The following is a 25,447-nucleotide window of genomic DNA, read 5'->3' on the forward strand; positions in this document are numbered from 1 at the left end:
TCTGCGGGTGGTGCTCATCGCACGCAGGTCGTGGTGTGCGGGCGGAGGTCGGTGGGGGTGGTCTTGCGGCGGACGACGTGTCCGGCGGCGAGGTGGCGTTGGCAGATCGTCAGCACGGGCGGGCCATCGGGAAGCCGTTCCGGATGGCAGGCGCTGGTCCTGGCAGTGGCCTCGGTCGTGCCGGGCAGCAGGTGGAAGGCGGCGTGGACTTCGGTGGTGGCCTGCCAGAGCCTGGTGTGGGCGGTGGCCAGGTGACGTCCGGCGGCTGGGTGCGGGGGCCGGGTGTGGTCGGCGAGCCGGTCCAGAAGCTGGAGCAGAGCGGTGAGGTGGGCGTGCAGTACGTCGAGGTGCAGACGGTCCACGGGTCTAGGCGGGTCTGCGTCCGACGGCGCCAGGGCTCGGGCGTGGTGGCGGATGCCGGCGCTCGAGGCGCGGAGGTAGGGGTGCGCGTCGTCGGGGCGCGTGGAGGAGGTCAAGGTGGTGGTCCTTCCTGCCGGTAGGCAGGGTGGTGAGGGGCGTCCCGTCGTGGGTGATCCGGATTGCAGTGGGTCAGGGCGTGTACGGGCGCTGGTTCACAGGGCGGTGCGGGCGAGCGGGAGCGCGGAGAGAGCGAAGGCGTCCGGCTGCTGGTAGTTGAGCCTGCGGAGATCGACTCCGGAGGTGACGGCGTGGGTCTCGATCTGTGCGCAGGCGGCGTCCAGGAGGGCGTCGGTCTCGGCGGTGACGGTGACCAGGCCGGTCAAGGCCACGTCCGCATGCCCGGCGATGAGCTGGCGTTCGCGAGTCTTGACGTCGGCGTACTCGACGGAATCCTCTTCGGAGTCGACCTGCCCGCGGCGGGCGCGCTCGTTGGCGTCGGCGATGATCGCGGCCTTCTTGCGCTGGACGTCCCGCAGTGCGGACTCGAGCCCTTGGGGTACGTAGACGAGGGAGAGGCTGCGACGCACGCCGGCCGTGAACATCAGCCCGTGCAGGAACCCTGCCCCCATCTCGGTCCTCGGCCAGTTCTCCACCCAGTACGTCACGTGCCGCGCGCTGTCGGTGGCGAGGCGGTCGTACTCCTCGAACTGCACGACGGGACCGGCGGCTGCGGGGTCGGCCTCGGCACGGCCGGTCTCGGACCACTGCTGGAGCGCGGCGAGCGCCTTCGGGTCGTAGGCGGTGCGGATGACGGCGGCGATCTCCCGCGCGCTCAGCCATCCGGTGACCATCAGGCCGGCGCTGCGGGCGGCCTGGGCGATGGACGTGGTGGTCTGCTGCATGACGGTGAACGCCCCGGGCAGCCCTCCGCCGGCTTGGTTGATGAGGCGCCGGGCGGCCTTGAGGTCGAGGGAGATGGCGAGGTAGGTCTCATGCGGGGCGGCGGCGGGACCGGCCGAGGCGACCAGTTCGGAGTAGATCTGTCCGGCGACGGGAGTCTGGGGTTGCCCGTTCTGGGTCCAGTGGCGGGTGAGGGTGTCACCACTGTCGGGGACAGTGCGTTCCAGTACCTGCACGGTGGCGATGTGTCCGGTGCGGGCGATACCTGCCAGCGCGCGCCCCCAGCTGCTCACGTTGTGGTTCTGGGTGGCGGGGTCGAGGAGGGCGAAGGCACGGCTGGTGACGCGGGCGATGGCGGTCAGGGTCTGCTGGTGCGGGTCGTGGACGGCTGCGGCTCCGTTGGCGGAATCACCGGGGGTGACCACCTTCAGGGAGGCGACGGTGCCGGGAAGGTGGAGGACGCCGTCCTGCCGGGGCCTGGTGACGGGCCGGGCGAGCCAGAGAGTCTGGCCGGTGCGGCGGCGGTGCGCGTACCGGGTGACGATCGGTGCCCAGTCGATGAGGGAACGCCCGTGCCGACGGATGGCGACGAGCGCGCCGGATGCTGCCCACAGCGGTGCCAGGGCGAGGGCGCCGAGCAGTCCGGTGGAGATCACCGTCATCAGCAGCAGGGCCAGCGTGCAGGAGACGAGGACGAGCTGGGGCAGGGAGAGACCGAGGAGGATGCCGCGGCGACTGCGGTGCGGGAACTTCACCGTGACCGGGGCGACGGAGAGATCAGACATGGGGCGGGTCCTGGGGGCGCGGGGAGTCCGAGGGCGGGAGGTGGTGTGCACGTCCCGCCCCCGGGAGTCGGGCAGGAGTCAGAGGCCGGTCGGAGGCGGCGGCGGCGGAGCCGACCTGCTCGACGCGGCGTTCTGTGAATCGGAGGATGGGGGTGCGCCCTGCGGAGGCGGTGTCGTCGTCGGCGGAGTGGTCTGCCACCCGCCACCCTGGCCGGACGCGGGATGCGCGCCGGATCCACCTGGTCCCGGGCTGCCTCCCACCTGGCCGCTGGTGTTGTCGGACACGCTGGTCGGCGCGGGCTGGACGGCCTTCTCCAGGCCGGACTTGGCAGCATCGCCGCCGGGTGAACCGCCCGTTCCGCTGCCCTGCGAACCGTCCTTGCCCTCGGTGCCTCCGCCGGTCGGGTCGGCGGCGACGTCGCCGGGGAATCCGCCGCCGTCGGGGCCTTGCGGTGCAGCATCCGCTCCGGCGGCAGCGCCACCCGCTCCGGCGGCAGCGCCACCGGTTCCGGCGGTGGCCGCGGCTGCGGCGGCCTTGCGGGCGGCCTTCTCGGCGTGGGCCTTCGCGATCTGCGCTCCGGCGCCGCCAGCCCGGTGGATGGACTCGCCGTCGGTGCCGTCGGCTGCCCAGTGCACGAACTTGAAGACGGCGTACGGACACAACAGCACCAGGACCATGATCACGATGCCGGACATGACGTCGGCGAGCGCGGCGACGCCGTCCTTGGCCTCGGTCTTGCCCATGGCAGCGATGCCGAGGACGAAGATCACGGTCATCAGGAGCTTGCTAACCACGAGGGTGGCGGTGGCTTCGATCCAGCCCCTGCGCCACCGGCGAGCGACCTCCCAGCCGCCGCCGGCGGAGGCGAAGACCGCGAGGGTGACCATGACGAGGATGCCAACCTTGCGGACCATCATCACGCACCAGTACAGGACGGCACCGACGGCGGCGCCCAGACCGGCAACGACCGCGACGAGCCAGCCGAGGCCGGCCAGACCGGGGATCTGGTTGACCTTCACGATGCGGCGTACGGCCGAGGCGATGTCCAGCTTCGCGGCCTGGAGCAGGCCGTCGGAGACCGCGTCGACCACTTCGATGGCGACCGTGGTCAGGGAGATGGCGCAGAAGGCGAACAGGACGCCGCTCATAGTGCCGGTAAAGGCTTGAGTGAGGGCTTGTCCGTCCCGTCTGACGGCTGCCCGTACCAGTTGCGCACAGAAGGTGGCGACCAGCAGGACCAGGCCCAGCGGCAGAAGCATCTCGTAGTTGTCGCGGAACCACCCGGCGTTCAAGTCGACCCTGGTGGTGGTGTCGACCGCCTCAGCGGCCAGGTCAGCCGATGCGGCTGCCAGCTCACCTGCCGACTTCGCCATCCAGTCACCGATGGCCTTGCCAGGGTCCGAGGCGAAATCCACCGCGTCGCCGACGGCGCACAACTTGCCTGCCAGAGGCAGATCGCAGAAACCCACGGGGAGTTCTCCTCCTTTCTCGTGTCAGGCGCGGGTCACTGGGTGACGCTCGGAGCGATGGCGGCCAGGGAGCAGTCGTGGCTGGGGCGGCACTGGACGGCGAGGGTCACGGCGCGTTCCTCGGCCCCTGCGCCGCCGTTCTTCCAGGCGATCTGCTGCGTGCCGTTGATGGTGACGACGTAGATGTACGCCTCGGTGATCGCAGACGGGTCGTCGGCCAGCGCCTGCTTGAACGCGCCGGGGTAGTGGCCCTCGGTGACGTGAGCGGTGGCGTGCTGGTCCTGGTCGGCCAGGCGCGACCACAGCACCGGGTCGGGGACCTGGCCAGAGACCGAGGCCCAGTCGGCGTACTTGGTCTCGGTGGTCATCCAGGCGCGCATGCCGGCGAGTTGCTGGTCACGGCTGGTGTAGCGGGTGTCATAGGACCAGAGCATCTGGGCTGCCGCCTTGGCGTATGCGACCGGTTCGGAGATCTGTGGAGGCTTGGGCACCGATCCGGATCCGGAGGAAGGCTTGGGGGCGGCCTCGGAGGAGGACGGGCTGCCAGTCGGGGCGGGCGCGGCACTGTCCGGGGCTTGGTGGTCGTTGCCGCCGCCGGTCAGCAGGGCGACGATCCCGGCGAGGGCGAGCAGGCCGGCGACGGCGGCAGCGACGACCGCGATGCGCCGGTTGGCAGACCAGCCCGCGCCGTACGAGGACAGCGAAGAGGAGGGGAAGCGTTTCCGCATCAGTGGACCTGTGATCCCAGGTCGGAGAAGAAGGCCACGATGCCGTTCGCGGCACCCAGACCGAGGGCTGCGCCGGCGGCGACGACGGCGCCCTTCTTCCCGTTGGCCTCGGCTTGGTGTCCACCGGTGTGGTGGCCCCAGGCCCATACGCCGAGCGAGACGGCGAGGGCGCCGACGACGGCGATGATCCCGAACATGTTGATGCTGTTGACCACGTTCTTCAGCACGGCGAGGCCAGGCAACCCGCCACCCTGAGGCGAGATTCCTGGGTCGTAGGCGAGCTGTATGACGCGGTCTGCAAGAGGGACGGACATAGGTGTGGCGGGCTCCTTGCATACGCGGGCCAGGTGAGGGCCGGCGGGAAAAGTGAAGCGGAGGGGGACGTGCGCTCGGGGCGCGAAAGTGGCCGCGGCGGCGGCTTACCCGGACCTGCGTCGGGCAGAGGCGGGGAGAGTCCAGTCCTCGGGCCGGGGCGCGGCTTCGAAGCCGCCTTTTCTGCTCGGGGTTAGGGAGGGCTGTCGGGGTGCGCTACTTCGGAATCGGCGGCTCCGGTGCCGAGTTCGACGCGTACGGGTTGGCGCAGTCGTAGATCATGTATCCGCGGATCTTCTTACCGTCGGACTTCCGGGTCACCGCGCCACGGGTGTACCAGGTCTTCTCTGCGCGCTTGTACGCGAACTGGTTGTAGGCGACCTTGTCGTGCCGGTAGGCGATGCCCACGACGGCGGACTTCTTGGAAGGATCCTTGTGGACTTTGACCGCCTTGCACGAGATCGTCGTGTGGCCGGTGTCGTACGCCTGGGCTGTGGAGGCGCTGGCCAGGCCACCGGCGGCAACTGCGAGGCCGATCGAGCTGGCCGTGAGGGCGCGCCGGACGCGGGAGGGGATTGTCACGTGGACGCTCCGGGGGTTGGGAGATAGAGAGTGGGCCGTTCGACTCGTCCCGCTGGGCGGTTCGCCGGGCGAGACGGCGAGCGCGGAGGGGGTTGGCCTCCGAGCCCGGCTATCGGGCAGTCCAATGGCGAGGTCCTGGCGACGGCGGCTCGCTGGCCTGCGGGCTGACTGGGGTCAGAGGACGCGGCGGGCGGCGAGAATGTCCCAGTCCTTGATCGGGGTGATCCGGACCGGTTTGGTGGTGCGCGGTGCCTCGATCACGAGGCCCTCGCCCATGTACATGCCGACGTGCTCGGGCCGGGCGGCGGTACCGCGGCTGAAGATCAGGTCGCCGGGCTTGAGGCGAGCGGGCGAGACCGCCTTGCCTTCGTTGACCTGCGTGTACGTGGTGCGGGTGAGCGTGATGCCGACATGGGCGTACGCCTGCTGCATCAGGCTGGAGCAGTCGCAGCGGCCCATGGGGTCGGGGCCGTGCGCGTTCGTGCAGGATCCGCCCCACTGGTAGAGCGTGCCGAGTTGGTGCATCGCCCACTCGATGGCCTTTCGGGCCTTCGGGTCGGCGTCCTTGGGGATCGAGTAGCCCTTGGGGACGCTCCCTTCGGGGATGCGGCCGAAGCCTGACCCATCCTGGCCCGGCGCACAGCCGGTCGTGCTGGTCGAGGGCTTCTCGCCCTGGTGCGCGTCCTTGTCGTCCGCGTCATCGCCGGCGCCGGGGAAGGTCTTGGCGATGGCGCTCTGCAGCGCGGTGGCCAGGCTTTCCCACTGCGCATACGCGTCCGGGAAACCGGACTTCTGCACGGCTTGGGCAGCCTGGGTGACAGTCATCTGCTGCCAGCCGTCCACCTTGAGCAAGTGCTTGTAGAACTGCTCGGAGGCGTAGACCGGATCATGGATCTGCTGGGCGCTGCCCCAGCCCTGGGAGGGACGCTGCTGGAAGAGTCCGAGGGAGTCGCGGTCGCCGTAGTTGAGGTTGCGTAGTCGGCTCTCCTGCATCGCCGTGGCGAGCGCGATGATCTGTCCCTTCTTAGGGACGTCGAGGGAGAGGCCGGCGGCCACGATCGTCTGGGCATTCGGGACCTGCTCGGCGGGCAGGTCCAAGCCCTCGACGTGCACGTCTTTGCCGGAGGCGCCGTCGAGGATCTTGGTTACCTGCTCGGCGACCTTGTCGCTGTCGATATCGGTCAGGCAGCCGCTGAAGGAGCCGCTGCTCTGCACGGCATCGGCGGAGGAGGCCAGCATCATGCCCATGCCGACGATCAGGAGCGGGGAGAGGAAGACAACGCCGATGCCGGCGGCGAGACCCTTCAACCTGAGCGGACCGCTCGCCGGTCAGCAGTTTCGGGCATGGGTGGGTAGCGAGACGTCATGAACGGCTCCTTGAGAGTGCGGTGTCCGGCTGGGCGCGTGCGCGAGGCGTGGTGGAAGGACGCGGCGGCCGGGGTGGGCGATCGGAGGCGGGCCGGTGTGGGCGAGTTGCCGCTCGCTCCGTGTGTGGCCGTGCCGTGAGCTAAGTGTGCCGGGGCAGGGGGGTACCTCCGTGAGGTGTGGCAGGGGAGTAGCCAGCGGCGGTGTGCGCCGGGCGGTTCAAAAACAGTAGGCGCGGATCGGCGGTTGACCAAAAAGTTCGGCGTGAGGTGCCGGAAACCGGCACCTCAGCACGGCACTTCTTGGTCGTCGGCGGATTCGGCTCTACAGTTTTTGGACTCCCCCCTCGCCTTCCTCCGCCTGTGGCCATGGGCTTCTGCATGCCCATTTCCTGCCCGTGAGGACTCCTGTGCGAGGCGGGGTCTCCATCCGCGTTTCCGCACCCGAATTGGGGTTCCTCTTTGCCTTTTTCCCTGCATCAGGGCGACGCTCTGGCCGTTCTCTCCGGTCTCCCGGACGGCTGCGTCGACTCCGTCATCACCGACCCGCCGTACAACAGCGGTGGCCGGACCGCGAAGGAGCGCACCACGCGCTCGGCGAAGCAGAAGTACACCTCCGCCGATGCCAAGAACGACCTTGCCGACTTCACCGGCGAGAACATGGACCAGCGGTCCTACTCGTTCTGGCTCACGCAGATCATGACTGAGACCCACCGGCTGACGAAGACCGGCGGGACCGCGCTGCTGTTCACCGACTGGCGCCAACTCCCCACGACGACGGACGCCATCCAGGCCGCCGGATGGCTGTGGCGCGGAGTGCTGGCCTGGCACAAGCCGCAGGCCAGGCCCCAGAAGGGCCGGTTCACCCAGAACTGCGAATTCATCGTCTGGGCGTCCAAGGGGCCGATCGACGGCTCCCGGAACCCGGTCTACCTGCCGGGTATGTACTCGGCTTCGCAGCCCTCGGGTGCGAAGCGCCGACACATCACGCAGAAGCCGGTCGAGGTGATGCGCGAGCTGGTCAAGATCAGCCCCGAAGGCGGCACGGTCCTCGACTTCTGCGCCGGCTCCGGCTCCACGGGCGTCGCCGCCCTGCTGGAAGGCCGGGGCTTCATCGGCGTGGAGAAGACCGAGCACTACGCGTCGATCGCGGCCGACCGGCTCACCGAGACGATCCGCGCAACCCTCACGCAGGACGACGTGGTTCTCGCCGTCTGATCCGGGTCCTCTCCTGCCGCCAACACAACCGGCTCCCTGCATAGCCGCTGGCGGAGCACCACCGGAGCGGACGTGCGATTTCGCTGTCCGGTCCGTGCAACGACGCTTCCGCCCTTCTTTTATCCCGTGTCTCGTAGGAGGCCGAACTTTCAATGTCCGAAACTGCAAAGCCCTCTGAAGATGGGGAGTTGGAGCCGGTTCGCATTCCGGATCCGCAGTTGGAGGGAATCGAGGCGAGCGTGCGGCGGCTCATGGAGCAGTCGGCGCAACAGGCTCAGCAGCTCGACCACCTCGCATCCGCGCCGGCGCCGAGCGGGTCACCGTTCGCCGCGTTCGGCATGCCGGGACTCGGCGGCCCTCCAGTCGCCGCTCCGCCGGAACCCCGCCCGATCCTGGAACTTGACGGGGAGGAACGGGAAGACGAACTCGACGCCCTCTCGGACTGGGTCGACGACTTTTTCCTCCCGGTCTACGGGGCAGAGGTCACCACCGCGGCGCCCTGGTGCCTGCAGTGGCAGGAACACGACGACGTCGTGGCCTGGCTCCACGCCCTATGGCTCGCCTACCAGCAGCACAAAGACCCCGAAGCCGGGCTCTCCGGGCTGTTCGTGTGGCACCGGGACTTCCTCACCCATGCCGTCGCCGCGATCCGTGCTCCGGGCGGACCGCTGTCGGCCTGCATGACCTCCCTCGACCGGCCCGCGCACCGTCTCCTGCCCGGCCCGCCGCCGTCCGTGCGCACCGAGACCGCGGCCACAGAGGAAGCCACCGAGCCGGACGAGCCGACGTCATGACCGCGGGAGCGGGACAGTCCGCCTTCGGACTGAGCTTCGACCCTCGCGCGCTGACCGATCTCCTCCAGGCCCCCAGCGATATCCGCGACCTCACCCTCGCCTACCTGCAGGAAGTGGTGAACGCGCAACGCTTCGGACAGCGCCTCGATGGCGACCTGGAGGGATTCCGGAAGCTGTTCGTGGACCGCCGCAAGGACTGGCGCGTCATTTACGGCGTCCGTCCGGCGCCTGCGGAATCCGCCCACCCCAAGGAAATCCACGTCGTCGCGGTCCGGCCGCGTGCGGGCAACGATGTTTACGACGAAGTCGGCCGCCGCCTGGGGATGACCCGCCGGCCGCTGAGCGCTCGGACGCATGCGGCCCGCTCGCGTTCCCCGCAGCTGACCACCCGCACTCCCGTACTCCGGCCTGGTCCGCCGCCTGCTGCACTGCCGGGTCTGCCCCGTCCCGCACTCAACCCCGCGCACCATCCCACCCGCTGAACGCACGGAGCGTCGCCCATGTCCCTCAACCCGCGCCGACACCCGCCCGGCGTGCGGTCACGCAGCTCGACCATCACCGGCCACGACATCGACGCCCTGTGGGCCTACCGCGACCGCGGCGCCCTCGACGAACCACACGCCCAGCTGGTTGACCGGCACCGCACGCTGGCCAACGCCCAGATCGGCGTCACCTTCCACCTCAAGCTGCTCAACCGGCTCATGAGCGGCGAGTTCCCTGTCGACGGCGCCCTCTTCGTACGCATCGACCGCACCGTGGACCAACTGGAGGTAGCCACCGACGCGCGCGACGCCGCCACCCAAAAGGTGCTCGCCGCCCTGGAGCCCATCGAGGCCGCCGCCTCAGCGTCGAGGCCCGACGGACCACCGCTTTCGACCGATGACCGGGCGGCACTGCTTGCCATCGTCGGCGGTGCCAAGCTCCACGAACACCTCCTGACCGGCAGAGCATCCGTGACCGCCTCCTCCGGCACCTGCATCCCCTACCCCCAGATGCAGAAACTGCAACGCGCCGGCCTGATCGTCCGGGACACCAGCCACCCGGTACACGCCGGCCAGCCCGTCTCCCTCACCGACGCCGGACGAGCCGCACTGCTCGACACCCGCCGGACTTCAACGACGCACGCGCCGAAGAGCCCGGCTCGCCCCGGCGCCTCGCCGTCCACTCCCGCGAAGCGGCGCTGAACTCCACCGATCCCGAAAGGCTCTTGTTGTCCCCCACCGAACCGGCGCCGGTCCGGAAGTCCATCCTCCACGTCGACTTCGAATTGGACGGCCTCGACTCCGACGAGGAGAGGTACCTCGACTTCTACCGCAAGGTCGCTGTCCACGAGGACATGCTCGTCCCCCTCGCCGAACATCACGGCGGCCCGAACAGCTACTACGTGCTGTTCGACCGCACCGCCACCTGGGGACACCCCGGCATGCCCCAGATACTCGCCGTGCATCTGCAACGGGACTACGAGAAGCAGACATTCAGCTTCGAGCAGACACCGCTGCCGCTGCCCGCGATGGCGCAGTCCTGGCTCATCCATCGCGGCTGCCCGCACGACGCCATCGGACTCGACGCCGAATCGGGACCGCCTCCGGCGGACGAGGCCACGCGAGCACTGGAGCGACGCCTCGTCGGTGACGGCGACCACTACGCCATGGGCTACTCCTACACCAGCGACGACCCGGACGACATGGTCATCGTCGTGGTTCTGCGTGCCCGGGACGAGCAAGCCCCTGGACCGTTCCGCGTGGTGGTCGAGGAGGTCGATACCGAGAGGTGGACGCACACCCTGCGCGAGGGCGGCTTCGACAAGGCCGATGAGGCCCTGCAGTGGTGCAACGACCGCCTCACCGGCGAGGCCGCCCCTCTCCCGCCGGTCCGCCCGGCAGCCACCGCCAGCCACCCGGCCAGCGTGGCGAAAGTTCCTGCTCCGCGCCCGCCAGGCCGTTCACGCTGAGCGCTCAGCCTGAGTCGGGCGGCGCAACATAGCCGACGATCGCCGGTTAGCCAAACCGGCGATTCTCCGGACTCTTATACAGCCGCCGGGACAACTCCCGCGGCCCCTTCCCTGCATTCCCCGTGCCTTCACGGAGGTTTCTTCCGCATGCGTTCCACCCGAATTGCCATATCCGCAGCGATGCTCGGTGCGCTCGCGCTGCCGGTGCTGTCCGCCACGACTGCCAGCGCCGCGACCGTACCCACCGCAGCAACCGCCACCCCTGCCGTGAGCTGCCACAACCTGCCGCCGCTCCCGTACGAGGTGCACGCCAAGGCCGTGATCATCCGGTCCAAGGCCAGCTCGAAGTCCACCGCGCTCGGTGTGCTCTACAAGAACCACAAGTTCAGCGTGGCCAAGAAGAGCGGCAACTGGCTCTACATCACGGACAAGACGACCAGCGTCAAGGGCTGGGTCTCCGGCACGTACGTCTACCGCGACGTCCGAATGTGCCTGGACTGACTGACCGGATCCAGCACGTCCCGCGAAGCGGCGCGGGCACCGAGTACAGCCGCCCCTCGTATTCCCCAGGAACCGGCCTATCCAGAACAGGAGATCCCTTTGACCGACGGCATATCCGATGAGTCTGCGGATGTCGTGGGCGTGCTCACCGAACGGATCGAGGCCCGCTTCGACATGGGCATGGACCAGTTGAAGGCCGCGGTCGCCGCCGCTCCGACTGCGAACCCGGACGCCACCGACGTCGTCAAGTGGCACGGCCTTCTCGTCGAGGCTCAGTCCGTGCTGGAGCGCGCAGAGGACGACCTCGTCGCAGCCCTGCAGACCCAGCCCAGCGAGGTCGACGATCCGACGATGGGCCTTGCCCACCAAGTGAACGCCGCCGTCACTGCCCGCGACGGCCGGGCCATGGTCGTACGTTGGCTCCTCAACCCGGACGCTCCGGGCAAGAAGGACCTCGCCGCAGAGCGTCTGGCCCGTCTTCGGCCCCGAAGCGGCCCGGCGGTGCAGACCAGCGCCCCCAACCGGCCGGCAGGGGCACCCGCGCCGGCGTCGGCGTGGCGGCCGGTGAGGTCCGCCCGATGAGCCGGGACAAGGCCAGCACCATGGACACCGACCTGCAGAAGGTCTTCGGGAACCCGGTACCCGAGCTGTACGAGGCGGCTGCCGGCCACGATGCTCCACCCGCACTCGCCCACGCTCTGGAGCTGCGCTCGTTCCTGGCGCTCACCGAGGAGCAGGTCGCCCGCGTCCGCGACCGTGTCCATGCCGGCATGGATCCCGACCTTGACATGGACGAACTGTCGGCGGACAAGCTCCGCTTCGACGCGCAGTGGCTGGAAGCAGCACTGGAGGCCCGCGACGGCTACCGCGCAGCCCTCGGCGAGCTGCTGCGCAGCATGCCCCAGCCCTCCCAGCAGGCCCGGCCCGTACGAACGGCTCAGCTCAGGGCCACCGCCACCCTGCCCCCGTCTGCCGCCCCGGCACCCCAGCGTGCCGGGGTGGCCCAGGCCCGCCGACCGTGAAAGCCCCCGATTGCTCCACCTCACGTCCACTGACATAGCCGGACAGATCGAGGACCTGTACGGCGCACCGCTCGCCGACCTCAAAGCCCACGCACAGGACCAGCCACCCGGCATGCTCTCCGCCCTGCTCGGCATGCACGACACCCTCGCCCTGGCCGAGGGCAGCATCGACTTCCACCGCGACCACCTCACCCGGCTCATCCACCCCGAGCGGCAGATCGGCCCGCACGAGGTCTCCCACCTCCTCGACGGCACCCGTCGACTCGCCGAGGCCGTCGCCATCCGCGAGATCCAGGCCAAGTCGATCGCCGCCGTCCTGCAGAGCCTGGCCCGCGCCCCGGCCTCGACGCCTGCCTCGCCGACTCCCTCACAGCCTGCCCCGGCCGCGCCCCTTGCGGCGCAGAGCGTGGCACACAGCCGCTGACCCCCAGGCGATCCCCCTTTCCTTTCACCCAGGAGTTCCTCCCTTGGCCATCACCGCTCTGCCCCCCGATGCCGACGCCGACATCACCCGGGTCACCGAGGCCCTCGCCATGATCACCCCGCGTTGGAACGTGAGGATCCTGCTGGCACTCTCCGGCCCGCCGCTGCGCTACAGCGAACTGGCGGCCAAGGTGTCCTGGCTGCAGAACGGCCAGCTCCACCCCAAGCTTAAAACGTTGTGCGACGCCGGACTTGTCGAGCGCGCCGAACACACCGCACGGCACGTGACCTACGGCCACACCGAGCGAGTCACTGCCCTGCTGCCGGTCCTGCCGATGATCGTCACCTGGGCCGAGGAGCATCTGGAGAAGGCGGAGCGCCCGCTGGCAGCGATCGAGCAGATCGAGGACAGCCTCACCCTGCTCACCCGGCGCCACGCCGCGGCCATTCTGTGGGTGCTCAAGTCGCGTAAGGAGGTCAGCGGCCGGGTTCTGGCCCGGATCGTGATGCCCAGCAGCGACTGGACGAACATCTATCCGCCGTTGCGCCAGCTCGTTGCCGACGGTCTGGTCGACACTGAGGGAAACGGCCGGCCCTACCGGCTGTCCGCCGCCGGCGATGCCCTGGGCCCCGTGCTCGGCACGCTGTCCGCCTGGTCCGCCGGGCAGCCCCTTGACCAGGCGGTCCGCCACCCCGTCTGGGGCCAGTTGCAGGCCAAGAGCGCGCCGAGGCCGTGGGTCAGCAGCCAGTCACGGCCGACGCCCGCGGCGCTGCCACCCGCTCGGGCGGTTGGGTCGTCCCCGGTGTGGCACCACCGCGACCTCTTCTCGCACGCCGCCGCCGGCCGCCCGACGGCAGCCCTTCCGGTGGGAGGCCCGCGCCGATGAGCACTTCCTTCACCCCTGCCGAAGCGCGTCACGCTGTCGAACTGCTGGCCTCGCGCTCCTTGATCCGTCTGGTCACCGAGATCGACGACAACGGCGCCATACCGCCGCGTCGGCTCGCCGGCACCCTGCCCGACCTTTCCGCGCACCAACTGCGCAGTGCATCTGACACGGCCCGCGCCCACGGCCTCGTCCGGGTCGCGCCCGGCGCCAGTCTGGAACTCACGGACTCAGGAAGGGAGCTGGCCGACCTGTACGACGCGCTAGCCCGGTGGGCGCGACGTCACTCGCTCCCCGCCGCCGTCTGCGAGTTCAGCAGCCGTGTCCAGCATGTCCTCGGCCTGCTGGCACCATCGCTCACCCCCGAGAACGCCGACCGCCCCGCACCCCTACCCAACGTGCGCCCCATCAGCGTGGAGGCTGAGGCGGACCTGGCCTGTGCCCGCACGCTCCTGACCCAGTGGCTGGCCGGGAACTCCCAGGTGGCCAGGGCCGAGCCCGAGCGGGCCGCGTGAGCGCAGCGGTCACACCCCGGCACGCACGCCACACTGCCGGGCTGATGAGCAGCATCTACCTTCCGCGCACGGCGGACGCGTTGGCGTTCGCGATGTCCACCTACGGCATCCCGTTGCTCGTTCTGGCCACGACTGGCTCCGCCGTACTGACGGGGACCGCCTTCGCCCTGGAGTGGATCCCGCGCCTGGCAGCGTTCGGGTGGGCCGGATCGATCGTCGACCGGCGCGGCGCCTCGGTGGTCTTCCACCTCGCCTCCCTGGGACGTGCGGTGGCTCTCGCCGTCGGCGCGGTCCTGCTGTACCTCTACCCGTCCGGCACCGTGGCGACCGCGACGGTGATGGTGCTGGCGGCGACGACCGGTGTGCTCACCGAGTTCAGTTACATCGCAGTCGAGACCGCAGGTGCCGCCGCCGGCCGCCGAGCGGGGCCTCGGGCTCACCGAGTCCAGGCTGCCCTGCTCGGCATCGACCAGACCGCGACCTTGGCCGGGCCGGCGCTCGCCGGCGTGCTGTTGCTCGCCGGGCCGCCGTCGATGCTCGCGGTGGTCACCGTGCTCTCGCTGCTCGCCGCGCTGCTCGCCCTGCGCACACCGCCCTCGCCTGTAGCCCCGGCCCGTGCGCCGAAGGGGCGGCCCGGGGCTGGGCTGGTCACCGGGTGGCGCACCATCCGCTCGCTTCCCGCGCTCGGCTGGCTGGTGACCGGGCTGACGGTGTCCAACCTGTCTATCGGCCTTCTCCAAGCAGCCGGTCCCGTGATCGTCGTCCAGCACTTCGGGCAGTCCACCACGGCAGTCGGCCTGGTGTGGTCCGCCGCAGCGGCGGCCACCCTTGTGGCCGTCACCATCTGCCGGTTCGCGTTGGACCGCCTGGGTCTGTGGCCAGTGGGAGCAGCCTGCTCCCTCATCGCTTCGCTCGCCTGTCTCGCTGCTGCCCTGGCCCCCGACTATCTGTCCTACCTGGTCATGGTCGCGGTCCTGATGGCAGCCGATGGCGGCCTGGCGGTCGTCCTGCGCACCCTGCGCTCCCGCCTGATCCCCCCGGAGATGTTCGGCAGCACCCTGTCGGCCACCATCCTCATCCTTCTGCTGCCCTTCCCGGTCGCCGGTGTGCTCACCGCGCTCACCCCGCCCGACGCGCTGGGCCACGTCATCACCGCGTGCGCCGCCCTGCAAACCCTCGGCCTGTTCTGCGCCTTCGCCCGCCTGCGCACCGACCCCGCTCTGCGCACCTGACCCAACTGTCCCCGGCCCGTGGAGAACCTTTATGACCATCGCCGCCCTCGGGTCGCACCGAGCGACCGGCCGCACCATCACTGAGCAGTTCCACGCCTTCGACGCCCGCAACCCGCACGTATACCGCGCCCTGGAACGCCTGGCCGCCCGCCGCCTGGCCGCCGGAGCCACACGGGTCAGCCTCAAGGACCTCTTCGAAGACCTGCGACGTCAACTCCCGTACGGCGTCGCCGGGCTGAACAACAACTTCACGGCTCTCTACGCCCGTCGCCTGATCGACGACCACCCCCACTGGGCCGACGCGTTCGAGCTACGCCGTCGCCGCGCCGCCTGAGACACCCCCCTTTTCCCGCCCTACCATCCCTCGATACGGAGAACTCCTCTTGCCCGCTCGCCCTGTTGTACTTGTCGTTGCTCCCGGAGCTGAGAACTACCGCGGCTACTGCCTTGAGCAGGTCGCCGACGCCTACGACGTCGTGCTGCTCACCGGCACCGAACCGTCCTGGGAGAAGCCGCACATCACCGATCACGCCGTCGTGGACCTCAGCGATCCTGCCGCCCTGCTGGCAGGGGGCCAGGCTCTGGCCGGACGCCACGACCTCGCCGGTGTCATGACCTGGGACGAGTGGAGCGTGGTCCCGACCGCCCGCCTCGCCCGCCAGCTCGGCTTGTCCACCACCGCACCCGAAGTGATGCAGGGGTGCCGCAACAAGGCCACCGCTCGTTCGCTGTTCGCCCGTCACGGCGTGCCCTCGGCCGCTTCGGTGAGCGTGCGGACCCGCCAGGAGGCCGAAGCCGCCGCCGAACGGATCGACTACCCCGTGGTGCTGAAGCCCGCCTCACACGCAGGTGCCATCGGCGTGCTTCGCGTCGACGACCGCGATCAGCTCACGGCCGCCTACCAGGCAGCCGAACGGACGGCCGATCAGGGCACCGAGAGCACCAGCGTCCTCGTCGAGGAGTTCCTCGACGGGCCGGAGATCTCCGTGGAGTGCGTCACCTACCGCGGCGCCACCACGGTGGTCGCGGTCAACCGCAAGACCATCAGCCCTCCGCCGTACTTCGAGCAGCTGGCCCACAGCGTGGACGCCGACGACCCGCTCCTGAAGACCGTCGCGCCGGCCGCCCGGGCGGCGATCAACGCCCTCGGCATCACCGACGGCGTCAGCCACATTGAGATGCGACTCGTCGACGGCAGACCCCGCCTCATCGAGGTCAACGCCCGCCTGGCCGGAGACATGATCGGCCACCTCGTGCGTCTCGCCACCGGCATCGACCTGCCTCGTGCCGCCGCCGACATCGCCTGCGACCGTGCCCCCGACCTCACGCCCACCAGGTCCTCGGCCGTCGCCATCCGGCTCCTCTACCCGGACACCTCCGGCACCCTCACCCACCTCACCTACGACGAGCCCCGCCCGACGTGGCTGGACCGGCTGCACTTCCAGTGCCGCCCCGGCGACCAACTCCTCCTCCCCGCCGACGGAGGAAACCTGTACACGGGCCGGCTCGGTTACCTCATCACCACTGCCGTCACCGGCCAGCAGGCGCGTGCACGCGCCGACCAGGCCGCTCGTGCTGTCACGGCGGTCCTCGACCGGACCCCCGGCAGCCGCAGCACCGCGGCGTGAGCGCGGTGTCTGCGGCTGACCGGCACAGCCGGGCGCTGCTGACCGGTTACTTCCTCGGCCTCGGGGCCATAATGGCGGTGTGGGGCGCCCGGATGCCTGCTGTGCAGCAGGCGGCCCACCTCGGCACCGCAGGGCTGGCCCTGGTTCTGCTGGCCGCTGCCGTCGGCATGGTCGCCGGGCTTCAGCTCGGAGGCCGCTACGCTCACCCGGCGCGGCTACCGGCTCTGCTCAGCGCTGGGTCCATCGCCCTGGCCGGATGCCTCGTCCTCGTGGGCCAAGGCGAGAGCCTGTCCGCATTGCTGGCGGCGGCTCTCGCGTTCGGTCTCGCGCACGGCGTCCTTGATGTAGCCGTCAACACCGCGGCCGTCCGCTGCCAGAACAGTATCGGTCGGCCCATCATGTCCGGCCTTCACGCCACCTACTCCCTCGGCGCCCTCGCCGGCGCCGCCCTGGCCGCCCTCACCGCCCAGGCCCCACACAGCACTCTCTTCACCGCAACAGGCACCCTCCTGGCCGGCGTCGCAGTCGCTGCCGTGCCGGTCACCCGAAGCCTGAGCGGCGCAGACCGCCCCGCATCACACACCGGAGCCGGGGAGCTGCCCCTGCTTCCGTCGCCGGGAAAGCTCTGGCTTCTGGCCGCGCTGGCCGCTGCGAGCTTGCTTGGGGAGGGAGCCGCCGCTGACTGGGCCGCCGTGCACCTGCACACCCTGGGCGCCCCGACGGCCGCGAGCGCCGCCGCGTTCGCGCTGTACAGCGCGGCCATGGCCGCAGGACGGCTGACCGGAGACCGGCTCACCGCAGCCTTCGGCGCCCCGACAGTCGTACGGGCCGGAGCCGTTCTCGCCACGGCCGGACTGACCATCGGCGTCATCGGGAACAGCACCCCGCTGGCGCTGACCGGCTGGGCGGTCTTCGGACTCGGCCTGTCCACCACTGTCCCCTCGCTCATCACCTCGGCCGGAGCCGGCGGAGCCAAGGCCGTGGCCACGGTCACCGCCACCGGCTACCTCGGCCTCCTCGCCGGACCGGCCCTCATCGGCGCCCTGGCCAGCGCCACCACCTTGTCCACGGCCCTGCTGCTGCCCGCCCTCCTCGCAGCAGCCGTCGCCGCCCTCGCCCACCGTGCCCTGGAGAACCCCACCCCGTGACACCCACCACCGCCCAGGCGGGCCTGGACGCCGTCATCCTCGACTACAACGGCGTCATCGGCCTGCAGCCCACCACCGGCCAGTGGCTCCGCCTGGCCCGTACCGCCCTGCGGTCCGAAGACGACCTGCCCGCCTTTCAGCACGCCTTCTGGAGTGCCCGCTCTGCATACGACGCCGGCCAGCTCAGCGATCTCGAGTACTGGGCCACGGTCCTCGGCCACCACCCCGGCGCCCGACGGCTGCGTGAACTCCGCGACGCCGACACCGACATGTGGACGTCCACCGATGACCGCGTCGTGGAAGTCCTGCACCAGGCCCACGAGTCCGGGCTGCCGCTGGTGCTGTTGTCGAACGCACCCCGCCACCTCAGCGATGTTCTCGACCGCCACCCGTGGCGCCGCCTGATGACCCACGCTTTCTACTCAGCCCGGCTCCAGGTCTGCAAACCCGACCCGGCCGCCTACCAGCATGCGATGAACGCCACCGGCGCCGACCCTCACCGCGTCCTCTTCGTGGACGACCGGTCCGACAACTGCCACGCAGCCCGCCGCCTGGGCCTGCGCACCCTGCACTACACCGGTCGCCCCACCGACCTCGCAGCCGCCCTGCAGTCTCCGAACTGACCCCGCCCTTTCCCATAGGATCCAGTGCCTCACGACGACCACGACACCATCGACGGCGACGTCTACGTCTCCCCACGCCACCTGGCCCGTGCCGCTGCGGTCGGTGATCCCGGCCTCGACCCGCTGCGCGGCCTTGGCTGGGATCTGCACCACGACGACCTTGGCAACGCCTACCTCACGGCCCCCGACGGCAAGGTCCGCCTCGGCTACCTCCCCGAAGGCAACGACGACGGACTGTGGCGCATCAACGCCTACAAGGACGCTTTCGGCCCACCGGCCTGGGGCGTCTGCTTCAACGACAGCGCGCCGACCGAGTTCGTCACCGCCTTCACCACCGCCCTCGCCGAGGCGTACCAGCAGGGCCCGGACCACTACCTTGCCCGCCCGCTCGCCGGAAGCGCCGACCGCGACCCGTTCCAGGCCGTCGACCCGCTCATCAACCACGGTTGGCAGCTCGACGGCCCGGACTCGAGCACCTTCGCAATCACCTCACCCGACGGTCTCGCCACGCTGGAGTACACCACCGGGAACCTAGACCCAGCGATCGAACTGGACACCCACGACGCGCGCTGGCACCTGTGGGCTGGCACCTCCTCAGCCCGGCCCTTCTGGTACGCCACGGCCAGCACCGACACCCCCGCCGCCCTCCTGCGGGCCGTGACCGAAGCCGTGGCCGACCCCGCACCCCTGCCTCGATGGCGGGACGACACCTACAGCTACGTCAAGGGCCACGCCCAGCTCTCCCCGATCCTCCCGCCGGGTCCGCCATCGCCCACCCCGCTCGACGTCCGGCGGGCCGCCGCGTCCCGCCGCCCGGCCGCGCTTCCCGCGGCCAGCGTCCCGCGCTGGAGCACCACCAGCCGACCTGCCCTGCCCGGCCCACGCCGCTGACCCCAGCCCAACCCCGACCGGAGACCCGCGTGTCCCTGCAGGCCCCCGAGTTCTTCACCGAGCTATGCCTCCCTTTCCACGACCACGCCGTCGTGGGCAACACCTACTACGCCGCTCCCGTCCCGGGCACGCCGCTACGGCTGCGGATCGACTTCACCCGCACCATCCACGCGGACACCTACGGCGGGCTGCGTGTCGCAGTCGTCCACCCGGACCGCGGCGAGATCGACGCGGTGGCGCTCAGCTTCGTGGACCACGGGACCTTCCACCGCCGCGACGAAGCCACCCACACCCGTCCGAACACCAAGCAGTACGGCACCTTCGACACCTACCACCGCCCCGGCCGCCCGCCGTGGGACGGGGCCGTCACCACCGGGCTGCGCGATGCCATCGAGCAGTACACCGCCGTCTGGTTCCCCGGTGCCTGGGCCGCCTCCGCGCCCAAGCGCCAGGCCGGCCGCACGCCGCGCAGCACTCCTGCCCCGCCGGCCGCCCCCACAGGGGCCCGCACCCGCTGAGCCTCTTCCCGATCCCCGCGCACCGCACGCCGCGTCAGCTATCGAGTAGGAGCCTCTCCTCTTGTTGCCCGATCCGCCCCCGACCCCTTCAAGGACCTTGACCCTGCCCAGACCGTGGGGGTTCTCCCGCGTCACCTTGCCGGTCCCGGCCAGGCAGACCTGGAGACGATCTGGTCCTTCCCCTCCGACGACGGCTGGCACCTTCACCAGGGGCTCGGAGGAATGGTGTTCGCCATCAGCCCCTGTGCCCGGCTGTGGACCCGCTTCGCACCCAAGCCCGAGGAGCGAGGACAGGGGACGTGGAGCATCGGCATGGACCGTGTCCCCTTCGGCCTGCGGGCCTGGGAGATCGCCTTCGACGCCACTACCCCCGCCGAACTCTTGCGCGACGTCCACGCCGAGTTGCTCGACCTGTACCTCGGAGACCGCCACAGCGGCCAGGACCACCTGTTCGAGGACGCGAAGGCCCCGCACGAGGTGTACACGCCGCTCCTTACCCACGGCTGGAGTCACAACGTCAAAACGGACGGCACACAGAACTTCCTCCCACCGGACGGCCTCGGCGGCGTGCGCCACCGGTACGCCACCACCGGCTCCGACGGCCCGGTCTGGCGGGCCTGGGGCGGATACCCGAGCGAGCCGTACTGGCAGGCGCGGTTCTCTGCCGGCGCGCCCACCACCCTCGCCGCGGCTTTCACCGCCTCGCTGATCTCCACCGAACCGCTACACCGGACCGTGAAACACATCCCTTTCCATACCCGTCGTCACCTTTACGCCGCACCCGCTGGGGCCCCGCAGCCACTCAACCGTCCGACCCCCGCGATACCACCCACCGGCCATACGACCGGCCGCACCCGCTGACCCCGACCGATCAAGGAGTCTTCTTCCTCGTGCACGCACGTCTCGTCCGATCCGCCGCCGCCATCGCCGTCGCCGCGGCCGGCACCCTCACCTGGGCGCCGGCCGCGAGCGCCGAGCCCTCCGAACCGAGCCCCTCGACCTCCGCCGCCCTTGCCGAGACTCCGGCCCCGGACGCGGGCAGCGTCGAGATCACCACCAAGGACACGGCCGGAGACGCCCTGCCCGGCGCCGTGTTCCTGCTGCTCGACTCCGCCGGCCAGGAAGCCGGACACGGGAAGACCGACGCACAGGGAAAGCTGACCTTCTCCGACCTCGCGCCCGGCGTCTACCGGCTCAAGGAGACGGCCTCCGGCAGCCCGCTCCACGAGGTCGTCGCCGACCAGGACGTCATCGTCACCCCGGGCGCGACCACACGGCTGACGATCACCGACCCCTTCAAGGCCGCCAAGGTCCTCCTGCAGGTTAAGGACGACAAGACCGGCAAGCTCCTGCCCGGCGCAACCGTGAACATCGGCACCGGCACCTCGACGCTGCTCACCCTAACCACGGGAGCCAAGGGCACGGCCTCCGGAGAGCTGCCCATGTCGAGCCGAAGGGCCCAGTTCTGGGTCAAGGAGATCAAAGCCCCTGCCGGCTATGACCTGTACAAGCCGACCAAGACGTTCACCGCTGGTCCCGGCGACCCGGTGACCGTGACCGTCAACAACGCCAAGACCCCCACCGACTCGAAGCCCGAACCCTCGGTCAAGCCCACGCACACGCCCACCGACACCCCCTCCAGCCCCGGCAAGCCGAACAGCGGTACCGAAGGGGCCACGCCGTCCGCGTCGGGCAGCGACACACCGGAACCCGACTCCTCCAACGTCGCCGCCACTCCAGTTGGCGACTCCACACCGAAGACGCCGACGGGCACCCTCGCCCACACCGGCGCTGACGCCACACCATGGCTGATCGGCGGAGCGGCCGTCTTGATCGTCGGAGGTGGAGGCGCCCTTATCATGGCTCGCCGCCGACCCGTGGACGACTCCAACGATGACGGCTCCGCCGAGAGCTGACCCAACCGACCTCATGAAGCTCCCGGAATCATTCGATTCCGGGAGCTTCATCGTGCGAGCGTGAACGGAGGCGCAGCTCCTTGGCTCGAAAACCAGTGACAGTACTTTGTTTCAGGCTGATGAATGTGCGCTCTACCGTGCCCTGAAAATCACCCCCAGGATCCGCTCAGCCCTCGCCCTCACCTGCGGATCAGGGTGTGCGAGTGCTACGACAAACAGTGCCGTGAGCAGGGCGAAGATCGGGCTGGATGTGATCATGACCTGCGTTTCGAGTCCCATGTGCAGCGACGGTATCGGATGCCCTTCGCGGCTCGAATTTCCTCTAATGTGCCTTCGGGTGGGGAATTGCGTTTAGGTAATAGGATCACCTCTAAAGGATTGCTGGTCACGCGCATAAAGGCACCCGGATTCTTCGCCCCGCCGCCGGAGTAGGGTGCAATTCGATTGTGATGGGTCTCACTTAGGGAACCGGGATGAATCCGCGCAGATCCCAGCCCCGTTCTGGGGAATGCGGAGCTTGCTGGGCTGCAGGCGGACGAACGCAGCTGCGGGCCGTGGCGGCGGGCGAGATGCCCTGGAGGCAGGAGATTGCTGCTGCCCTGCCACCCGCCGTCCACGCTCAGTCGGGGCGCAGTGCGCTGGCCGACGCCTGGCGTGAAGCCGGCTGGACCGTTCGGGCCCTCGGGTGTCCCTGAGTCCTGGCGGGGGACATAAAAGCCTGCGGCCGACGTCACCCGGATGGTTGCGCTGGGTGCATGTTTGAGTGTGCGCTTTGCGGCGCCCCTGTCAAGGGGCGCCGCGAACATGTCCGTCCCCGCTGGCTCTTGGAGCGCTACAAGGACGACGGTCCCTTCATCTTCTACAAGGGCGCGGAGCCGATCCCCTATCGGAGCGGAATAACGGAACGGTCGCAGCTGTCACGCGTGATGGCTCCTGCCTGCGGGCAGGGCGACGCAAGCGGACGCGACTGCAACGGCTGGCTTGACACCCACTTCGAGAAGCCCGCCAAGGATCACGTCCGGGCCTTGCTGAACGGCAAAGCCATCAGCGGCTCCGCCGTCGAAGCCGCAGCCAGCTGGGCGGTCAAGACCCTTCTTCTCGAACAGCATCCGGAGGCGCACGACGCGGAACTACCTAACCACGAACGCGAGTCGTGGCCGAACCTCGACACCCTACTGTTCCCCATGCGGGCGACGGGACAGTTGCCACCCGATCTGTCCCTGTGGTGCACCGTCACCAGCCAAGAGGAGGCCGGACCGGACACGCCTGACGAAGTCGTCCTGCTCCCGCACCTCCACGTCGCCGGGCAGGCTCCAGCAGTCTTCGAATTCTCGGCATTCGGCTACGGGATGACGGGCGGACGGCAGCTTGCACTGCAGTTGTTGCACCACCCGTACGTCGAAGTCGAGCACCCTTTCGAGGCGGCGAACCTCGCCACACGGCTCTGGCCCGAGCCTCCCACCACGCTCGACCCGGCCGAGATGCCGACGCTCGGCATCCAGGGCACACAACACTGGAACCGAACCTTCTGCAAAGGAGGGGACATGACCGATCTGAACCTCATCCGCATGTCTCAATCCGCTTTCTTCCACGAGCTCGTCAGCCCTCGCATCACGGTTCGCGAACCGAGGTCAGGCGGACTCGCTGTCTGAGCGCTGGCGGCGCCACGAGACCCTCACCACCTCACCGCCGGCACCAGCACCCTGCGCGTCATCGACGGCCGCGGCACCCTGAGCACCGACTCCTGACACCGGCACAATTCCTCCGTCTCGCCCAAGAAACCGAAACGGCTGAGTTCGCTGTCAAACGACTCGATTGGATGACAAGGGGCAGCAGTTCGCCGGGGGCAGACAGGAAAGATCTCGGGAAGACTGGCCAACGGACGCGAGGGCATGTCAACGTAGACGACCTTGCAAGAAACCCCAGGTCAGAGAGGTGATTGCCCGTGACCGTGGCTCCTGCGGGTCCCGGTTTCTCCACCAACGTTGAAGTCCTGCGACCGCGGGAGTGGCAGCTCGGCCCCGGTCAGCCGACTCTGGTCATGGACCAGTTCTCCGCCGAGGACTTCCACTTGATCGTCGATGATCGCGCGGACGTGCACGTCAGCTCCAAGGACGGCCGGTTCTACCTCGGCTGGTTCCCGCACGGCCGCCCCGGCACGGACCGCGAGGGATGGAAGATCGCCGTCACCGGAACCGCCCAGGTCCGCGGCTACCACCTGTCGTTCGACACCGAGACGCCGGCCGACATCATCGCCGCCACCGTGGCGAGGGTGCTGGAGACCTCACGCTACCTCTGACAGCGCGGACATCGACACATGGTGCCCGCCCTGTGAGCGCCGGCCGTTCCCGACGGCTGGCCCGTATCCCCCTGCCCCGTATTCCCGCGCCCCAGGAGGCTGTCCGTGACGTCCCCGGAGATGACCGTCGGCGATCTCATCGACCTGTTGTCCGGCTGCGACCGGAGTGCTCCGGTCCGTCAGGCTATGAACCCGTTCTTCCCGATGGCGCACCGCTTGACGCAGGTCCTGCAGTCGGTCGACGAGACCGGCCGGACCGTTGTCTACCTCGCCGAAGGACGGGACGAGGACGCGCAACTCGGCCACCTTCCGTCGGAGGTCGCCATCGCCCTGACCTGGCAGGGCCCCGTCCAGGCGCCCCCGCGTCGCCCTCGCCGCCGCGCCGGCGGCAACTAGACCCACACCGAGCCCTTGGAGGCGCCCCTGTACCCCGACCTTCCGCCCGACCCGTCCGCCCCGCGCGGCGGCCAGCCCGCGTTCTGGGTCGGCCCCCGGCACTTGGCCGGTGACGATGGACGCCTCTACGACGCCGTCGCTGACGCGCTCGCCGGCCTGGGCTGGACGAGCCTGACGATCGTCCGCGGACGGCACGAGCCGGACGAGGCACCGGAGGACCGCCAGGTCCTGCGCAGCACCGTCTTGCACATCAGCCCCGACGCCTTGCGCTGGGCCCAGTGGGGCTTGGCGGACGAGCCGTTCCACCTGGGCGAGCTGCCGATCGCCTGGCAGATCTCCGCCCGAGCCGAGGCGAGCAGCCCGCTCGCCCAGTGGTCGGCCTACTTCACCCGTGACGTCCCCGGCGAGGCGGTGGTCGACTTCCTCGTCGCGCTCGACGCAAGCGACCAGCCTGCCGTGCCGCTCGCCGGATCCGAGCTGGTCCTTGACGCTGTCGCCGCCCACGGATGGTTCCGCGACATCGACCAACCCCAGGCGGCGGCGACGGACCCGACGTTCACCTCGCACATCAGTCTCGGCGAGGTCCCGCCTCTCATCCAGGACGCCGACCCGCGGGCCCTGTCCGCCGAGGGCGACGAGATGGGACTGGTCGGATGGCAGGCGTGGGCCGAGCCTGTGCTCAGCGCGCCATGTCTGTGGGCGGCATCGTTCGCCGCCAGCGTTCCGCACGATCTTGTCGCCGCTTTCGCCGCCTCCCTCAGCTCGACCGCACCAGTCCTGCGGCGGGTACTGCCCGAGGCCACCCAGGAGCGACTCCTGCGCGCGCCGACCATCTAACGGCCCGCGTACCGCACTCGATGATCGCAGTCCGGCACCCTCCCCCGGGGGGTGCCGGACTTTCTTGCTTCTCGGGTGAGGGGGGCGTTCGGTCTTCGATGCTCACCGTGCTCTATGTCCAGCTCGGTCAGGTCCGAGCCCGGTACCAGG

31 protein-coding genes are annotated in these 25,447 nt (G+C 69.8%); 24 read left to right on the top strand and 7 right to left on the bottom strand.

Going from position 1 to position 25,447, the window contains the following annotated elements; all coding sequences use genetic code 11:
* Positions 1–14: 14 nt before the first annotated feature.
* The 7 genes from HTV45_RS16220 to HTV45_RS16250 all read right to left on the bottom strand — a co-directional run bounded on the left by HTV45_RS16220 (position 15) and on the right by HTV45_RS16250 (position 6,445).
* Entirely contained in the window at positions 15–476 is a 462-nt protein-coding gene (locus HTV45_RS16220; protein WP_215206487.1) for a DUF6238 family protein, read from the bottom strand.
* Positions 477–572: 96 nt separating this feature from the next.
* On the bottom strand, positions 573–2,045 hold the full coding sequence (locus tag HTV45_RS16225) for an SCO6880 family protein (protein WP_215206488.1): 1,473 nt from the start codon (positions 2,043–2,045) through the stop codon (positions 573–575).
* Between the two features lie 78 nt (positions 2,046–2,123).
* Complete coding sequence (locus HTV45_RS16230; protein WP_215206489.1) at positions 2,124–3,515, bottom strand: ATP-binding protein; 1,392 nt, start codon at positions 3,513–3,515, stop codon at positions 2,124–2,126.
* A 35-nt stretch (positions 3,516–3,550) separates the two neighbouring features.
* The gene (locus HTV45_RS16235; RefSeq protein ID WP_215206490.1) at positions 3,551–4,243 is read right to left on the bottom strand and encodes a hypothetical protein; all 693 of its coding nucleotides are present in this window, start codon (positions 4,241–4,243) and stop codon (positions 3,551–3,553) included.
* Positions 4,243–4,557, bottom strand: a complete 315-nt coding sequence (locus HTV45_RS16240) for a DUF6112 family protein (RefSeq protein ID WP_215206491.1) — start codon at positions 4,555–4,557, stop codon at positions 4,243–4,245. Before HTV45_RS16240 ends, HTV45_RS16235 begins: the two co-directional genes overlap by 1 nt.
* A gap of 214 nt (positions 4,558–4,771) precedes the next feature.
* Positions 4,772–5,137, bottom strand: coding sequence for a hypothetical protein (locus HTV45_RS16245; RefSeq protein ID WP_215206492.1), 366 nt, complete (start codon positions 5,135–5,137; stop codon positions 4,772–4,774).
* A 174-nt stretch (positions 5,138–5,311) separates the two neighbouring features.
* On the bottom strand, positions 5,312–6,445 hold the full coding sequence (locus HTV45_RS16250) for a C40 family peptidase (RefSeq protein ID WP_215206493.1): 1,134 nt from the start codon (positions 6,443–6,445) through the stop codon (positions 5,312–5,314).
* A gap of 518 nt (positions 6,446–6,963) precedes the next feature.
* Between HTV45_RS16250 and HTV45_RS16255 the strand changes: the two genes are divergently transcribed.
* The 24 genes from HTV45_RS16255 (at position 6,964) to HTV45_RS16370 (ending at position 25,297) form a co-directional block, all read left to right on the top strand.
* Entirely contained in the window at positions 6,964–7,719 is a 756-nt protein-coding gene (locus HTV45_RS16255; RefSeq protein WP_215206494.1) for a site-specific DNA-methyltransferase, read from the top strand.
* Between the two features lie 251 nt (positions 7,720–7,970).
* Positions 7,971–8,513, top strand: a complete 543-nt coding sequence (locus HTV45_RS16260) for a DUF4913 domain-containing protein (RefSeq protein WP_215206574.1) — start codon at positions 7,971–7,973, stop codon at positions 8,511–8,513.
* The gene (locus tag HTV45_RS16265) at positions 8,510–8,995 is read left to right on the top strand and encodes a type II toxin-antitoxin system RelE/ParE family toxin (protein ID WP_215206495.1); all 486 of its coding nucleotides are present in this window, start codon (positions 8,510–8,512) and stop codon (positions 8,993–8,995) included. Before HTV45_RS16260 ends, HTV45_RS16265 begins: the two co-directional genes overlap by 4 nt.
* 18 nt (positions 8,996–9,013) lie before the next feature.
* Positions 9,014–9,697, top strand: coding sequence for a hypothetical protein (locus tag HTV45_RS16270; protein WP_308309680.1), 684 nt, complete (start codon positions 9,014–9,016; stop codon positions 9,695–9,697).
* 23 nt (positions 9,698–9,720) lie between these two features.
* Positions 9,721–10,464, top strand: coding sequence for a hypothetical protein (locus tag HTV45_RS16275; RefSeq protein WP_215206496.1), 744 nt, complete (start codon positions 9,721–9,723; stop codon positions 10,462–10,464).
* Positions 10,465–10,611: 147 nt separating this feature from the next.
* Positions 10,612–10,965: an SH3 domain-containing protein gene (locus HTV45_RS16280; protein WP_251692177.1), complete on the top strand. Its 354-nt coding sequence runs from the start codon at positions 10,612–10,614 to the stop codon at positions 10,963–10,965.
* 99 nt (positions 10,966–11,064) lie between these two features.
* Positions 11,065–11,547 (top strand): hypothetical protein, encoded by a 483-nt coding sequence (locus HTV45_RS16285; protein WP_215206497.1) that lies wholly within the window; start codon positions 11,065–11,067, stop codon positions 11,545–11,547.
* Entirely contained in the window at positions 11,544–11,987 is a 444-nt protein-coding gene (locus HTV45_RS16290) for a hypothetical protein (protein WP_215206498.1), read from the top strand. Before HTV45_RS16285 ends, HTV45_RS16290 begins: the two co-directional genes overlap by 4 nt.
* 10 nt (positions 11,988–11,997) lie before the next feature.
* The gene (locus tag HTV45_RS16295) at positions 11,998–12,411 is read left to right on the top strand and encodes a hypothetical protein (RefSeq protein WP_215206499.1); all 414 of its coding nucleotides are present in this window, start codon (positions 11,998–12,000) and stop codon (positions 12,409–12,411) included.
* Between the two features lie 43 nt (positions 12,412–12,454).
* Positions 12,455–13,297, top strand: a complete 843-nt coding sequence (locus HTV45_RS16300) for a winged helix-turn-helix transcriptional regulator (RefSeq protein ID WP_215206500.1) — start codon at positions 12,455–12,457, stop codon at positions 13,295–13,297.
* Entirely contained in the window at positions 13,294–13,809 is a 516-nt protein-coding gene (locus HTV45_RS16305) for a regulator (RefSeq protein WP_215206501.1), read from the top strand. Before HTV45_RS16300 ends, HTV45_RS16305 begins: the two co-directional genes overlap by 4 nt.
* Entirely contained in the window at positions 13,806–15,041 is a 1,236-nt protein-coding gene (locus tag HTV45_RS16310) for an MFS transporter (RefSeq protein ID WP_215206502.1), read from the top strand. The genes HTV45_RS16305 and HTV45_RS16310 overlap by 4 nt, the downstream gene beginning before the upstream one ends.
* 31 nt (positions 15,042–15,072) lie before the next feature.
* A complete protein-coding gene (locus HTV45_RS16315; RefSeq protein WP_215206503.1) occupies positions 15,073–15,375 on the top strand; it encodes a hypothetical protein in 303 nt (100 codons plus the stop codon).
* Positions 15,376–15,424: 49 nt separating this feature from the next.
* Positions 15,425–16,669 (top strand): acetyl-CoA carboxylase biotin carboxylase subunit family protein, encoded by a 1,245-nt coding sequence (locus HTV45_RS16320; protein ID WP_215206504.1) that lies wholly within the window; start codon positions 15,425–15,427, stop codon positions 16,667–16,669.
* Positions 16,666–17,817, top strand: a complete 1,152-nt coding sequence (locus HTV45_RS16325; RefSeq protein WP_215206505.1) for an MFS transporter — start codon at positions 16,666–16,668, stop codon at positions 17,815–17,817. The genes HTV45_RS16320 and HTV45_RS16325 overlap by 4 nt, the downstream gene beginning before the upstream one ends.
* Positions 17,814–18,440, top strand: a complete 627-nt coding sequence (locus tag HTV45_RS16330) for an HAD family phosphatase (RefSeq protein ID WP_215206506.1) — start codon at positions 17,814–17,816, stop codon at positions 18,438–18,440. Before HTV45_RS16325 ends, HTV45_RS16330 begins: the two co-directional genes overlap by 4 nt.
* Positions 18,441–18,464: 24 nt before the next feature.
* Positions 18,465–19,331 carry a DUF317 domain-containing protein gene (locus HTV45_RS16335; RefSeq protein WP_215206507.1) on the top strand — a complete coding sequence of 289 codons (867 nt, stop codon included), beginning with the start codon at positions 18,465–18,467 and terminating at the stop codon, positions 19,329–19,331.
* Between the two features lie 29 nt (positions 19,332–19,360).
* Positions 19,361–19,849, top strand: coding sequence for a hypothetical protein (locus HTV45_RS16340; RefSeq protein ID WP_215206508.1), 489 nt, complete (start codon positions 19,361–19,363; stop codon positions 19,847–19,849).
* A gap of 114 nt (positions 19,850–19,963) precedes the next feature.
* Positions 19,964–20,710 carry a DUF317 domain-containing protein gene (locus tag HTV45_RS16345; protein ID WP_215206509.1) on the top strand — a complete coding sequence of 249 codons (747 nt, stop codon included), beginning with the start codon at positions 19,964–19,966 and terminating at the stop codon, positions 20,708–20,710.
* Between the two features lie 29 nt (positions 20,711–20,739).
* A complete protein-coding gene (locus tag HTV45_RS16350) occupies positions 20,740–21,765 on the top strand; it encodes a SpaA isopeptide-forming pilin-related protein (protein ID WP_215206510.1) in 1,026 nt (341 codons plus the stop codon).
* A gap of 824 nt (positions 21,766–22,589) precedes the next feature.
* Entirely contained in the window at positions 22,590–23,417 is an 828-nt protein-coding gene (locus HTV45_RS16355) for a hypothetical protein (RefSeq protein WP_215206511.1), read from the top strand.
* Between the two features lie 293 nt (positions 23,418–23,710).
* A complete protein-coding gene (locus HTV45_RS16360; RefSeq protein ID WP_215206512.1) occupies positions 23,711–24,064 on the top strand; it encodes a DUF317 domain-containing protein in 354 nt (117 codons plus the stop codon).
* 105 nt (positions 24,065–24,169) lie between these two features.
* Positions 24,170–24,460 carry a hypothetical protein gene (locus HTV45_RS16365; protein WP_215206513.1) on the top strand — a complete coding sequence of 97 codons (291 nt, stop codon included), beginning with the start codon at positions 24,170–24,172 and terminating at the stop codon, positions 24,458–24,460.
* A gap of 15 nt (positions 24,461–24,475) precedes the next feature.
* Positions 24,476–25,297, top strand: coding sequence for a DUF317 domain-containing protein (locus HTV45_RS16370; RefSeq protein ID WP_215206514.1), 822 nt, complete (start codon positions 24,476–24,478; stop codon positions 25,295–25,297).
* Positions 25,298–25,447 lie beyond the last annotated feature (150 nt).

The sequence above is a fragment of the Streptomyces sp. CHD11 genome (assembly GCF_018638295.1).
Taxonomy (GTDB): Bacteria; Actinomycetota; Actinomycetes; order Streptomycetales; family Streptomycetaceae; genus Streptomyces.